This window comes from uncultured Bacteroides sp., from assembly GCF_947632445.1.
Classification (GTDB): domain Bacteria; phylum Bacteroidota; class Bacteroidia; order Bacteroidales; family Bacteroidaceae; genus Bacteroides.
This window is the reverse complement of the sequence record NZ_CANRPM010000019.1, coordinates 1-12,592: the sequence shown is the minus strand read 5'-3', so window position 1 is coordinate 12,592 and position 12,592 is coordinate 1. Positions and strand designations below refer to the sequence as shown.

13 protein-coding genes and 1 pseudogene are annotated in these 12,592 nt (G+C 54.6%); 6 read left to right on the top strand and 8 right to left on the bottom strand.

What is annotated here, in order from left to right; genetic code table 11:
• Positions 1–20: 20 nt before the first annotated feature.
• The 4 genes from Q0Z70_RS05715 to Q0Z70_RS05700 all read right to left on the bottom strand — a co-directional run bounded on the left by Q0Z70_RS05715 (position 21) and on the right by Q0Z70_RS05700 (position 3,707).
• Positions 21–1,283 (bottom strand): MFS transporter, encoded by a 1,263-nt coding sequence (locus tag Q0Z70_RS05715; protein WP_298073153.1) that lies wholly within the window; start codon positions 1,281–1,283, stop codon positions 21–23.
• Between the two features lie 206 nt (positions 1,284–1,489).
• Complete coding sequence (locus Q0Z70_RS05710; RefSeq protein WP_298073152.1) at positions 1,490–2,227, bottom strand: class I SAM-dependent methyltransferase; 738 nt, start codon at positions 2,225–2,227, stop codon at positions 1,490–1,492.
• Positions 2,228–2,231: 4 nt separating this feature from the next.
• Positions 2,232–2,411: a hypothetical protein gene (locus Q0Z70_RS05705; protein ID WP_298073151.1), complete on the bottom strand. Its 180-nt coding sequence runs from the start codon at positions 2,409–2,411 to the stop codon at positions 2,232–2,234.
• A gap of 168 nt (positions 2,412–2,579) precedes the next feature.
• Entirely contained in the window at positions 2,580–3,707 is a 1,128-nt protein-coding gene (locus tag Q0Z70_RS05700) for a DUF4468 domain-containing protein (RefSeq protein WP_298073150.1), read from the bottom strand.
• A 54-nt stretch (positions 3,708–3,761) separates the two neighbouring features.
• On the opposite strand from Q0Z70_RS05700, the gene Q0Z70_RS05695 reads away from it, so the two are divergent.
• From Q0Z70_RS05695 to queF, 4 genes and pseudogenes are all read left to right on the top strand, one after another.
• Complete coding sequence (locus Q0Z70_RS05695; RefSeq protein ID WP_298073149.1) at positions 3,762–4,046, top strand: hypothetical protein; 285 nt, start codon at positions 3,762–3,764, stop codon at positions 4,044–4,046.
• Positions 4,043–5,346 (top strand): annotated as a pseudogene (locus tag Q0Z70_RS05690) (hypothetical protein). Before Q0Z70_RS05695 ends, Q0Z70_RS05690 begins: the two are co-directional and overlap by 4 nt.
• 38 nt (positions 5,347–5,384) lie before the next feature.
• Positions 5,385–6,065 (top strand): 7-cyano-7-deazaguanine synthase QueC, encoded by a 681-nt coding sequence (queC, locus tag Q0Z70_RS05685; protein ID WP_298073148.1) that lies wholly within the window; start codon positions 5,385–5,387, stop codon positions 6,063–6,065.
• A 12-nt stretch (positions 6,066–6,077) separates the two neighbouring features.
• On the top strand, positions 6,078–6,533 hold the full coding sequence (queF, locus tag Q0Z70_RS05680) for a preQ(1) synthase (protein WP_298073147.1): 456 nt from the start codon (positions 6,078–6,080) through the stop codon (positions 6,531–6,533).
• A gap of 268 nt (positions 6,534–6,801) precedes the next feature.
• On the opposite strand, the gene Q0Z70_RS05675 is transcribed toward queF, so the two are convergent.
• The 4 genes from Q0Z70_RS05675 to Q0Z70_RS05660 all read right to left on the bottom strand — a co-directional run bounded on the left by Q0Z70_RS05675 (position 6,802) and on the right by Q0Z70_RS05660 (position 9,642).
• Entirely contained in the window at positions 6,802–7,983 is a 1,182-nt protein-coding gene (locus Q0Z70_RS05675) for a class I SAM-dependent rRNA methyltransferase (protein WP_298073146.1), read from the bottom strand.
• On the bottom strand, positions 7,965–8,633 hold the full coding sequence (locus Q0Z70_RS05670) for a 3'-5' exonuclease (protein WP_298073145.1): 669 nt from the start codon (positions 8,631–8,633) through the stop codon (positions 7,965–7,967). The genes Q0Z70_RS05675 and Q0Z70_RS05670 overlap by 19 nt, the downstream gene beginning before the upstream one ends.
• Positions 8,634–8,669: 36 nt before the next feature.
• Entirely contained in the window at positions 8,670–9,212 is a 543-nt protein-coding gene (locus Q0Z70_RS05665) for a DUF5063 domain-containing protein (protein ID WP_298073144.1), read from the bottom strand.
• A 223-nt stretch (positions 9,213–9,435) separates the two neighbouring features.
• On the bottom strand, positions 9,436–9,642 hold the full coding sequence (locus Q0Z70_RS05660; protein ID WP_298073143.1) for a hypothetical protein: 207 nt from the start codon (positions 9,640–9,642) through the stop codon (positions 9,436–9,438).
• 443 nt (positions 9,643–10,085) lie between these two features.
• Between Q0Z70_RS05660 and Q0Z70_RS05655 the strand changes: the two genes are divergently transcribed.
• Both Q0Z70_RS05655 and Q0Z70_RS05650 read left to right on the top strand, forming a co-directional pair.
• Positions 10,086–11,495, top strand: coding sequence for a S41 family peptidase (locus Q0Z70_RS05655; protein WP_298073142.1), 1,410 nt, complete (start codon positions 10,086–10,088; stop codon positions 11,493–11,495).
• A 76-nt stretch (positions 11,496–11,571) separates the two neighbouring features.
• Entirely contained in the window at positions 11,572–12,459 is an 888-nt protein-coding gene (locus Q0Z70_RS05650; RefSeq protein ID WP_298073141.1) for a PfkB family carbohydrate kinase, read from the top strand.
• Positions 12,460–12,592 lie beyond the last annotated feature (133 nt).

Genomic DNA, 12,592 nt, shown 5'->3' with positions numbered 1-12,592 from the left:
TGTTCTTTTCCGGCTTGTTTTTACATCTTTTCCGGTTCGTGTTTGTATTTGAAAACGAAGGCAAATACAACGGCCACTACCAGTGCATAGGCTGCAAACGTGAACCACGCTGCCTGCCATTGCCCCGTTTGTGGCAGTTTGCTGCTGAAATCCACAAAGTGATTTACCACCGCTTGTGCTCCCAGCGTCCCGATGGTAGCGCCCAATCCATTGGTCATAATGATGAACAGACCCTGTGCGCTTGAGCGGATTTCCTTGTCCGTCTCACGGTCGACAAACAGCGAACCGGATATATTGAAGAAGTCGAAGGCCACTCCATAGACAATCATCGAAAGCAGGAACATCCAGACGCCGCTCCCTGGATTGCCGGTACCGAACAAGCCGAAACGCAGTACCCATGCGAACATGGCGATGAGCATCACCTGTTTGATGCCGAAGCGCTTCAGGAAGAACGGTATCAGCAGGATGCAGAGTGTCTCGGATACCTGCGACAGCGAAATCAGAATATTGGCATGCTGTACGCCGAAGGTGTCGGCATATTCAGGTATGCTGCCGAAGCTGCTGACATAGGGATTGGCAAATCCGTTGGTGATTTGCAGTGACACACCCAGCAGCATGGAGAAGATGAAGAAGATGGCCATTTTCTTCTGCTTGAACAGGGTGAAGGCACGCAGACCCAAGGCTTCCACCAGCGATTTGCTCTGTCCTCCCTTGCTCGTGGGGCAGGCAGGCAGGGTCAGGGCATAGCATCCGTACACCAGGCCGATGGTGGCACAGGTGAAGAACTGTCCATGATTGTTCTGCAGGCCCAGGATGTCTACCAGCCACATGGCACAGATAAATCCGATGGTTCCAAAGATACGGATAGGGGGAAAATGCTTGATGGTATCCAGTCCCGTTTTGTCCAGCGCCGTATAGGCCACGGAGTTCGAAAGGGCTAAGGTCGGCATATAGAAGGCTACGCTCAGAGCATAGAGGCTGAAGAGCGGTCCGAATTCCACATCTTGTCCGCTTGTCATACCGTAGTAGCCGGCGAGGCCCATGAATAAGGCAGCCATGAAGTGACTAAAACTCAACAGTTTTTGGGCCGGTACCCAGTGGTCGGCTATGATGCCCATGATGGCCGGCATGAAGAGGGACACGATGCCCTGCATGGCATAGAAGATGCCGATATGCCCGGCAAGGTTGACATTGACCAGATAGCTTCCCATAGAAGTCAGGTAAGAACCCCACACGGCAAACTGCAGGAAGTTCATGACGATCAAGCGAAGTTTGATGTGCATAGTTTTTTGTTCGGTGTTTTAAAATTAACAGGTCGAATAGATGATATATCTTTGCAAAAATACAATGATAACGTTAGAAAAACAAGTGTGCGGAAGATTTTTTATGGAGAAGGTGCGCAGTAGCAATAGAGTGGGGTAGGCATGTATTACCCGCAATGTACTGATAGATCGTGACGGATTTCGGAAGTTGGTTGAAAAGGTTGACTTCATGCTTTCGGATGAAGCCGGGCCAGGTAGTCGTAATGTTTTCCTTCCTTTATTAGTTTGGCTTCGAATCCGTTTTGCGTGGCGTAGAGAGAAAGGGTCTGGAAGTCGATATAGAGCCAGTCGAACGGATCGCCCATGATTTCCTTGTACCGTATCTGGAAATCCACTTCGCCGTAATACTCGTCCGCAATGTTAATGACGAAACTTCCGTCTTCGTCTTCGTACAAATAACGCAGGTCGCTGGAATCCATCAGAATACTGCCGCCGGGGCGTAACAGTTGTTTGGCTTTTCGGAAGAAAGCGGGCAGGTTCTCCAGCTGGCCGATGATGCCGGAGCCGTTCATCAGCATAAGGAGAGTGTCGTAGGATCCGTAGAAACTTTCATTGAAGAGATTGGCTTGTGTAGCTTGCTTTACACCGCGTTTACACATGGCTTCTACCGAGAGTGGGGAGATGTCGATGGCTTCCACTTCCTTGCCGGCCGCTTGCAGGGCCAGACTGTGGCAACCGCTTCCGGCACCTATGTCGAGGATGCGGCCGGTGGCTAATTGTAGGGCAGTTCGCTCCAGTGGATTCATCTGTTTCTCAGTGCGAAACAGGGTGCGGACGGGGATTTCGTCTTCGTCGAACTGGGAGGAAAATACATGCAGTTTATCGGCTCGTCCATGTTTTAGGAAGTCGAGGATGGCTGCTCCCATCGGGTCTTTGTCAGCGGTCAGCAGGTCGGTATGTATCATTTTTTTAATGTCTGTTGGCACGCTTGCGGCGGATTTCGGCTTTCATCTTGGCGGCTCCCGAGTTGTGGAGACCGGTGATGTAGGTCTTCTTTTTTGCTTTGGTCTTCACTTTGGCTTCACCTTTGGGCTTTTCTTTTTTCTCTTTAAAGACGATGCCGCCCATCATGGCTTCTTCTATGCTCATAGATTTTATTGTTTACACGAGTTATCGACGATGGTCTTCTTTCGGTCTCAGGGCTTTCTCATAGAATTTGTTATGAGTTAGTTGTTTATAAGATACGGGTTACGCGGATTGGTATGGAGGATGTATTTTATTCTCTTGTACTTGTCCGCATAATCCGTACTTCAGGTTTTATTTTATTTGTGCTTTCACGATTTCGCCGATGTACATACGCGGCTGGCCTTCCAATGGTTGCTGTGAGGGGAGTTTCTTACACTCAAGCACGACACTGGGTTCCTGTTGTCCATTGGGGTAGAAACGGACGGTGTAGGTGTCGGTCCGGTCAAGCTGTTCGTGCGGCTGGTCGGGTGAGAGGAAAGTGTAGATGACAGCCTTTCCTGACATCTTGCCCAGCGAGCCTCCGGCGTTGGCCGTCATCATGGTCATATTGAAGGCATCGGTGCCTATGACGATAACCAGCTTGCCTGCGCCTATCTGAATGGCATTGGCAGGTAGTTGGTCGGGAGCCACTTCCTTGTAAGTGCTTGGCTGTGGGGCAGGATCGGGCGTTTGTTCAACAGCAGGCTGGGCTGCGGGTGCTACGACGGGAGTCTCGGCTTGCCGGGTTACGGGCTGCTGTTTGGTATTGATGACCGTAGTACCTGAATTTACAATAGTTTTGCCTCCTTCTTTTTCTTTGGCCTCCTCCATTTCTTCGTCGGTTAGGACAACGATTTGGTCGATGCTGGCTGCGCTCAGTGCCTTGGTGGCTTCTTTGCAAAGTCCGTCGGCAAAGTCTACGGTTTTTCTGCGCCACTTAGCCAGGCCCAGTATCAACTTTGTCCGGCTTTTGTTCAGGGCATAGTCGTCGGTGATCCATTTTTCGGCCGTGTATTTTTGCTGGTCGCGGCCTTCGCGGTAGGTATAACGTATCTTTTCGATGCGGAACTCACACTTTTCCGGCTGGCATAAGGCACTGAGCTGGTAATTGATGAGGGTGCGATCCAATGAGAGGGCGGTGGAACTGAATACGAGCCATTCTTCCCCCATTCCTATCACCTGGCCTTTCTCACGGTTGGTGTAGACCACGCGGCTGGTTTCGTTCTGCTTTTTCCTCAGGAAGAGATCCATCCACTTCTGCATGCGTTCGAAGATTTCGTCTTGTGACATGCCGGGGATGCTGAATTCTTTGCTGAATACGACTTTGCCGTCTTCTTCGGGAACGGCTCCGGCCAAGTACTTGCTGTCGTCGCGCTTCTGAGCTTGGAGCACGGCGGGCACGCAGAGGACGATGAACAAGAGTTGAGTCAATTTTTTCATTACGTTCTATTTTTTGATGTTAGATGTCGAAACTTTCACCGCGTCGAAAAGATTATGGCGGATGTCTGGACGGCATCCCGTTTTTTCTTACGCCCTGCAATATTACGAAAAACCGGCCGAAAACTCCTCCTACAAGCGGCTATTTTATTGATTTTTTTGATAGACGGGCGGCTTTATACAGCTGTCTCTTGTCGATGGAGTGAGGTTGCCGGTCTTATACGTATTTTCGGCATCTTCTTCTCCGAAGGCCATGCAGATGGAAAATTGCACAAAAAGATTGTTTGTGTGCATTTTTATTATACCTTTGCCACCGAAATCAATAAAACTACGAATAGATGAGAAAAAACTTATTAATCGGCACGGCGCTGCTGATTGTTTCAATCCCAACTTTCGCGGGAGGCTATTTGACGAATACCAACCAACATGTCTCTTTCCTTCGAATGCTGGCACGTGGAGCTTCCATCGACATTGATGGAGTTTATTCCAATCCGGCCGGCTTGTCTTTCTTGCCGGAAGATGGGCTTTATTTGTCTTTGAACGGGCAGAGCGCTTTTCAAACGCGTACCATTGATGCCACCTTTCCGCTTTTCCCGGAGGAGGACCATCGCAGGTATTACGAAGGCAAAGCGTCGGCGCCTTTCATTCCCAGTATTCATGGAGCATATAAAAAGGACGCATGGACGGTGTCCGGCAGTTTTGCTGTAGTGGGCGGAGGCGGTAAGGCTTCGTTTGATAACGGCCTTCCGATGTTCGATTCGATGGTTATGAGCAGCATTTCCACGGCAACAAGCGGGGCGGTGACTCCTGAAATGTACACGATTCATAGTGCTATGGATGGCCGCCAATTCATCTATGGGGTGCAGCTGGGCGTCTCTTATCGGGTCAACGACCGGTTGGGATTGTTTGCCGGAGGGCGTATGAATTATTTCACCGGTGGATATGAAGGCTTCCTGACGGCGAAAGTAAAGGAGGGCATACAAGGACTTGCCGGGCGGGAATTGGCTTCAATAGAGCTGGACTGTGAACAAACGGGGTGGGGACTGACTCCCATCTTGGGGGCGGATGTAAGATTGGGAAAATGGAACATCGGTTTGAAATACGAATTTATGACCAACCTGAATATAGAGAATAAAACCCGTAAGAACGTTGTAAACGGGCAGGAGGATGCCCTGGAAGACTATAAGGACGGGGTGAACACGCCCAACGACATTCCTGCGCTGCTGGCGGCTGCCGTCGGGTATGAAATTCTTCCTACGCTGCGGGCTTCGCTCGAATACCATCATTTCTTTGACAAGGCTGCCGGCATGGCAGGTGGAAAGGAAAAATATTTGGAGCATGGCACGCATGAGTTTCTGGTTGGAGCGGAATGGGATGTGATGAAGTACTTGACGGTCAGCGGAGGTTATCAGCTGACCAACTATGGACAAACCGATCCTTTTCAGTCGGACACCAGCTTTTCATGTGATTCTTATTCGCTGGGGTTTGGAGCGGCCGTGCACATGACGAAGCATTTGACGATGAACGTCGCTTATTTTTGGACGACCTATACCGATTATACGAAGAAGGTCGCCGAGGGGGTCAAAATGTATATGGGCGCACCAATAAGGTATTCGGATTGGGTATCGACTACAAGTTTTGATTTTAGATAGGTAACATATCAAAAAAAATTCTTCATATATGAACCGTGATACAGCTTTAGTGGTGTTCAGCGGAGGGCAGGACTCGACCACCTGCCTCTTCTGGGCCAAGCGTGAATTTAAGAATGTGGCTGCCCTGAGCTTCCTCTACGGGCAGAAACATCAAAAGGAAGTGGAGTTGGCGAGGCAGATTGCCGCGAAGGCCGGTGTGGCATTCGACGTGATGGATGTGTCGTTCATCGGCCGGCTGGGCCGTAATTCGCTGACCGATACTTCGATGGTGATGGACCAGGAGAAGCCCCTGAACGGCGTGCCCAATACCTTCGTGCCGGGCCGTAACCTCTTCTTCCTGAGCATTGCCGCCGTCTATGCCCGCGAGCGGGGCATCAGCCACTTGGTGACGGGGGTATCGCAGACCGATTTCAGCGGCTATCCCGATTGCCGGGATGCCTTCATCAAGTCGCTCAACGTGACGCTGAACCTGGCGATGGAGGAGCAGTTCGTCATCCACACGCCGCTGATGTGGATAGACAAGGCCGAGACTTGGGCGCTGGCCGACGAGCTGGGAGTGCTCGACCTCGTGCGCCACGAGACGATGACCTGCTATAACGGCATTCCCGGAGACGGGTGCGGGCATTGTCCGGCCTGTAAATTACGCCGGGAGGGATTGGAGAACTATCTGGCGAACAAGGACTTGTATATGAAAAAGAAATCTCTTTAAACCATCCGAACCATGACCGAACTGAAAGACCAACTGACCCTGCTGGGCCGAAAGACCGAATATCGGCAGGATTATGCCCCCGAAGTGCTCGAAGCCTTCGACAACAAGCACCCCGGAAACGACTACTGGGTGCGCTTCAACTGCCCCGAATTCACCAGCCTGTGCCCCATCACGGGCCAGCCCGATTTTGCCGAAATCCGCATCTCCTACATCCCCGACGTGAAGATGGTGGAGAGCAAGAGCCTCAAGCTCTATCTCTTCAGCTTCCGTAATCACGGCGCCTTCCACGAAGACTGTGTGAACATCATTATGAAGGATCTCATCCGCCTGATGAACCCCAAGTATATCGAGGTGACGGGCTTCTTCACTCCGAGGGGAGGCATCTCCATCTATCCGTATGCCAACTACGGCCGTCCCGGAACCCGATACGAGCGCATGGCCGAGCAGAGGCTGATGAACCGGGAGTGAGCGGAGAAGGGCTTTCGGGTAATTCTCATTCGTAATGATTGTAATGGAATGGAAGGATGCCGGAGGGGTATATATAAAAAAGAAGGGTATCTATCCCAGACACCCAATCTTTATAACCTTAAATCTAATACCATGAAAAACACGATGCAAATGTATGAAAGATATGTTCTAAAACATAATAATCGAGCATAAATCTGCGGTTTGTTAGCACTAATTAACACTTTTACCCTCTTTCATCCTCTTTTTCCAGGGGGAGAAGAGGGCTTTTCTATTCCACGTACAGCACCAGTCCTTTCAGATACTCTCCTTCGGGGTGGTAGATGTTCACGGGGTGGTCGGCCGCCTGCGTGAGCTGGTGGAGGATGCGCACACGTCGTCCCGACAGGGCTGCCGCCGTAAACACGGCCGTGCGGAAGTTTTCCTTGCTGACGGCCTGCGAGCACGAGAAGGTGAACAGGATGCCTCCCGGCCTGATTTTCTCGAAGGCCTTCACGTTCAGCTTACGGTAGCCCTGGAGGGCATTCCGCAGGGCGTCGCGGTGCTTGGCGAAGGCGGGCGGGTCTAAGACGATCAGGTCGTAGCGGTCGCCCATGCGCTCCAGGTACTTGAAGGCGTCTTCGGCATAGGCGGCATGGCGCGGGTCGTCGGGGAAGTTCAGCGCGATGTTCCGGTTCGTAAGCTCGATGGCGCGGGCCGAACTGTCTACCGAGTGGACCAGCGAGGCTCCTCCGCGCATGGCGTAGACCGAGAAGCCGCCCGTGTAGCAGAACATGTTCAGCACGCTGCGTCCCCCGGCATAGCGCTCCAGCAGGACGCGGTTCTCGCGCTGGTCGATGAAGAACCCCGTCTTCTGCCCCTTCAGCCAGTCGATGTGGAAGTTCAGGCCGTATTCGGTGGCGATGTTGTCGGCGCTTCCGCCCTTCAGGAAGCCGTTTTCGGGGTAGAGGTCGGCCTTGAAGGGGAGGGTGGTCTCCGACTTGTAGTAGATGTTGTCTATCTCGCCTTCCATCACTTCGGCCAGTGCTTCGGCGATGGTCATGCGATCGACGTGCATGCCGGCCGAGTGGGCCTGCATCACGGCCGTGCGGCCGTACACGTCGACGACGAGTCCCGGCAGGCTGTCGCCTTCGCCGTGCACCAGGCGGTAGGTGTCGTTGTCGGCCCGCCGGGCGATGCCGATGCTGCGCCGCATGTCGCGGGCTGCGGCCAGACGCCGCTTCCAGAAGTCCCGGTCGATGGCTTCGTCCTGGCGGAAGGTGAGGACGCGCACGGCGATGCTTCCTATCTGGAAGTGTCCTTTGGCGATGAATTCCTTTTGGGCGGTGTAGATTTCCACCACTTCGCCTTCCTCCGGCTCGCCGTCCATGCGGGCGATGGCTCCCGAAAACATCCAGGGGTGAAAACGTTTCAGCGACTCTTCCTTGCCCGGTTTCAAATAGATTCTGTACATGGCGTTTCGTGTGAATTCATCGTTTTTTGTTCGTTCTCAATGTCTTGGCTTTCAATCTCGAAGTCGCCCGTCTGCTTCAGCTCTTCCAGTTTCCGGTAGATGTTGAGGCATGCCCAGGCATCGGTGGCGGCATAGAGCTGCTGGGGCTGGGTCAGTGTTTCGGCCTCCCAGTTGCTCAGCTGCTGCGATTTCGATATTCGCCCGCCGAACAGGTTGGCGTAGATTTTCTGAAGGCTCATGTCCCGGATGCCGAAGGGGCGGACGTATTCCTGCAGCTCCACGCAGGCGCGGGGTTCGAAGGGTGCCCGCCGGTGCAGCATCATGAAGTCGTCGTGCAGCGAGAGGCCCACCTTGACGATGTGCGGGCTTTCCAGCAGCCGGATGACGGGCAGGGTCAGCCCCGTGAGGTTCAGCCGGAAGAGGAAGCACCGGTCTTCGGTCGAGGCCTGTAGCAGCGCCACCTTGTGCATGCGGCCCTTGCTGAAGTTGGGGCGCGTCTCGGTGTCGATGCCCACGATCGGCCGGCTTTTCAGGTATTCCGCCGCCTTCTCCGCCTCTTCGGGCGTGTCCGCTACGTGTATTTTTCCGGGAAAGACGGCTTTTGGAAGTCCGCTCAGTTCCTCTTTTCCGATGGTTCGTCTTATCATCATAGTCGTTCTCTCTTTCGTTTTTTCGGGCTTGCGGGGTCAGTTTTCGGCCTCCTCCTCCTGCGGCAGGCTGCCGTACTTCGCGTCGTGGAGGGCCCGCAGGGTGTTCACTAACTTCTGCCCCCAGTAGAGGCGGAAGTTCTCGCGGCAGATGGCCAGTGCGTCGTTCATCGTCTCGTTCAGTCCGAGGCGGAAGACGAAGACGAAGTCCTTGATGTCCTGGTAGATGTCGGCCAGGTCTTCCGAGACGGTTCGGGCGATGGGCCGGTCGCTGTACTTCATGTCGTCGACGAAGACGTCGAGGTAGTCGTCGCGGCTTCCCATGACGGCTGCCAGGGTCATGCGGACGACCTCGTATGTCTCTTCGGTGACGAACGTCTCAGGGGGTTCGTCGCCCGCCTCCTCGCAGGGCGGCAGCAGCTCGGCCTTCAGGTAGAGCAGGGGAAGCAGCTTCAGCGCGGTGTCCACGAAGTCGGCACGTTTCCGGCCTTCCGCCTGTTCGATGAACTTGCAGAACTCTGCCGCCACCGTGACGAACTCTATCACGTTGCTGTCGAATATCGTTTGGCGGTCTTTCTTCATCCGTTTTCCCCTTGTTTCAATTCCTCTCATCCTTCTGTTTCGTTCTCATTTTGTGTTCGTTACCCGTGTTCATTCTCTCGTTTCGGGAAGCGCGCCGGGCCGGCATCCGTCGGTTTTCCCTTGTCGACAAAGCAAAGATAGGGACTTTCTTCCGACCCGCCAAAAACGGGGTATTCGTATTCGGTGAAAATCTGTTAATAAAATCGGGATTTCGTGTTAAAAATTACAATCCGTTGATTTTCAATGCGCTGCGCGACCTGTTCGCGGGCGGAAAGCGGCGGTTTCGGTGGCGGGGCGCGTCGGGGGCGCGGTGCGTCGTTTTTTTCCCGTCTGCCGCTCCGGCGGAGGAAGGAATATCTGCAAAGTCTTCGGTATCAGCCTGTTGATGTCTGCTCAGGCGTGACAGTGTGACAACGTGACAACGTGACAATTACCTAAAATCGGTTTTTTGGAAGTGGATGTTACAATTAATACTATATATATTATATATATAATATATATATAATATATATAGTATTAAAATTTTTAACACACTTTTGGGGGTCGGAAGTGGAAAAGCTCATTTGGGTAATTGTCACGTTGTCACACTGTCACGGGCGGCGGAAAAAAAGGGAAAAGTGCGGATTTTTTTCGTCGGGGTATTGCATGTTTGAAATTTTATGCCTAACTTTGCATAGTCGACAAACAAGAACATTGGGAGGCAAAAAACCCGCGAGGCGTACTTAGGGACGGCATTACGCCGGCAGCGGGAGAAGCATCGGGGAGCCGGCCGGCGGCTCTCGGCAAGGCTTGCGCCGGGGTGGAAAACTTGGTTTTTCGCTTTGTACTTCCCCCGCTTTGCACTATCTTTGCGGCGGAACCAAATGGGAACTTATGAAACGAGCAAAACCTTTCTACCTGACGATAGCCTCCTGCCTGATAGGGGCGGCCGCTTTCACATCGTGCTGGCAGGATCGTAGCGGGGAATACTATGCCTTGGTGGGTGCCCAGAACTGGATTTATACCACCATGCAGCAGGATTACCTGTACTACCGGGACCTGCCGGAGGAAAGCGAATTGAACTTCTTCCAGAAACCCGCCGAGTTTCTGAAGAGCGTGGTGTCCGAAAAGGACGGAAAGAACGGGGCGACCTATTCGCACATCGACTCGGTGAGCACCGCCGACACCCGTGCGCTGAGCGAGCGGCCCACCTTCGGATTTGAAGTCGCCCTGCTGCAGACGACGCAGAACGGCTACGTCATGCAGGTGCTCTACACGCAGCCGGGGTCACCTGCCGAAGAAGCGGGGCTGAAGCGCGGCGACCTGATTATCGGGGCCGACGATGCGGCCATCCGCCCCGACGACTACACCGAGTACGTCGCCCGCCCGACGAGGGCACACACCTTCCTCCTCGGAACCTATCATGCCGAAACGAGCCGGATAGACACCCTCGGAAGGGTGGAGATGCCCGCTCCGCGCCTCGTCGAGATGCACAACCTGCTCAAGACAAGCCTGCTCGACACGGGGACGCGCAGGGCCGCCTACATCCTCTACAACGAGTTCGGGCAGGACGACGACATCGCGCAGTGGCAGGCGCTCTACAGCCGGCTGGCCGCCGCACAGCCCGACGACATCATCCTGGACTTGCGCTACAACCCCGGCGGGTACGTGTCCACCGCACAGGCCGTCGCCACCCTGCTGGCCCCGCCCGACGCCCTGGGCCGGACGATGCTCTCCATGACCGGAAACGACAAGTCGGGCGAGCCCCGAACCTACACCTTCGACGCCGCCCTGCTGCCCGGAGGGAGCGCGCCGGGCTATCGGAACCTCTACGTCATCACTTCCGGCCAGACGGCCTCGGCCTCGGAAATCGTCATCAACTGCCTGGCTCCCTACATGGCCGGCCGGCTCTATCAGGTGGGGCAGGCGACATTCGGCAAGAACGTGGCCCAGTCGCTCTACACCGACGACCGCTATTCCGAACTCGAACTGTGGCTGACCACCTACTACCTGAGTAATGCCGAGGGCTACAAGGACTACGATGCCGAAGGGCTGCCCCCCGACTACCCCTGCTCGGAGGCCTACGGACTCCCTCTGGGCGAGCTGGGCACGGAGACGGACCCCCTGCTCCGGCCCGTCCTGGTGCACATGGCGACGGGCGCTTTCCCCGCCATCGAGACCGTCACCCGCACGCCGCCCACGCCCCCTATGCTCGTCGTAAGAACTTCCATTGCCGACAAGGCGAAGGCCGCCCGCATCGTGCCGGCCCGTGAAGTCCCTTCAGACAATTTGACAGGAAAATGAAACAAAGTATCGGACTTTTCGGGACTTGAACCAAAAAATATGTACCTTTACGGCCCGAAAAACAGAAAAAAGAAAGATGAACCATACATTATGCTGCATCGGGTATATCACCCGCGATAAAATAGTAACCCCCAGTAATACCGTCTACATGCCCGGAGGGACGGCCTTCTATTTCGCGAAAGCCGTCAGCCGCCTCGGAGCCGACAACTTCCTGCTGGTCAGCGCCTTGGCCGAAGAAGACAAGGCGGTGGCGGAAGACATCGCGCGCGAAGGCATCGAAGTGAAGTGGGTGCCCACGACGCATTCCCACACCTTCGAGAACATCTATGGCGACAACCCCAACGAGCGCCGCCAGCGGGTCACCGCACAGGCCGACCCCTTCCGCGTCGAAGACTTGAAAGACGTGAAGGCCGACATCATCCATCTGGGCACCCTGCTGGCCGGTGACTTTTCGCCGGAGGTCATCCGCCATCTGGCCGCGCGGAGCATACTGTCCGCCGACGTACAAGGCTTCCTGCGCAAGGTGGAAGACGAAAAAGTGTTCCCCGTAGACTGGGTGGAGAAGCGCGAGGCCCTGAAGTACATCCACACGCTGAAGGCCAACGAGAGCGAGATGGAAGTGCTGACCGGATGCCGCGAGCCGCACGAGGCCGCCCTGCTCATCGCTGATTGGGGCGTGAAGACGGTGCTCCTGACCTTGGGCGACAAAGGTTCGCTCATCTACAGCGGCGGACAGTTCTACGACATCCCCGCCTATCCCACCTTACAGGTGGTGGACGCCACCGGATGCGGCGATACCTACATGGCGGGCTACCTGTACAAGCGCAGCCGGGGTGCCTCCTATCGGGAGGCCGGATGCTTCGCCGCCGCCATGTGCACCCTCAAACTCCAGTCGCATGGCCCTTTCAGCCGGACTGCGGAGGAGGTGAATGCGATCGTATCGGGCGGGAAACGGGAGGCGTAAGAAAGGCCGCCCCGACGGTTTGGGTCGAGACAGCCTCTGCACATTTTTGTTTTTAAGATAACCCCTTAGATTTTATCGAAAGCCTGTCGCAGGTCGGTGAGAATATCGTCGATGTGTTCCGTGCCGATGGAGA

Coding starts and splice junctions, on each gene's coding strand:
- Q0Z70_RS05715 (WP_298073153.1), bottom strand. CDS start 1,283: ATGCACATCAAACTTCGCTTGATCGTCATGAACTTCCTGCAGTTTGCC.
- Q0Z70_RS05710 (WP_298073152.1), bottom strand. CDS start 2,227: ATGATACATACCGACCTGCTGACCGCTGACAAAGACCCGATGGGAGCA.
- Q0Z70_RS05705 (WP_298073151.1), bottom strand. CDS start 2,411: ATGAGCATAGAAGAAGCCATGATGGGCGGCATCGTCTTTAAAGAGAAA.
- Q0Z70_RS05700 (WP_298073150.1), bottom strand. CDS start 3,707: ATGAAAAAATTGACTCAACTCTTGTTCATCGTCCTCTGCGTGCCCGCC.
- Q0Z70_RS05695 (WP_298073149.1), top strand. CDS start 3,762: ATGGCGGATGTCTGGACGGCATCCCGTTTTTTCTTACGCCCTGCAATA.
- queC (WP_298073148.1), top strand. CDS start 5,385: ATGAACCGTGATACAGCTTTAGTGGTGTTCAGCGGAGGGCAGGACTCG.
- queF (WP_298073147.1), top strand. CDS start 6,078: ATGACCGAACTGAAAGACCAACTGACCCTGCTGGGCCGAAAGACCGAA.
- Q0Z70_RS05675 (WP_298073146.1), bottom strand. CDS start 7,983: ATGTACAGAATCTATTTGAAACCGGGCAAGGAAGAGTCGCTGAAACGT.
- Q0Z70_RS05670 (WP_298073145.1), bottom strand. CDS start 8,633: ATGATGATAAGACGAACCATCGGAAAAGAGGAACTGAGCGGACTTCCA.
- Q0Z70_RS05665 (WP_298073144.1), bottom strand. CDS start 9,212: ATGAAGAAAGACCGCCAAACGATATTCGACAGCAACGTGATAGAGTTC.
- Q0Z70_RS05655 (WP_298073142.1), top strand. CDS start 10,086: ATGAAACGAGCAAAACCTTTCTACCTGACGATAGCCTCCTGCCTGATA.
- Q0Z70_RS05650 (WP_298073141.1), top strand. CDS start 11,572: ATGAACCATACATTATGCTGCATCGGGTATATCACCCGCGATAAAATA.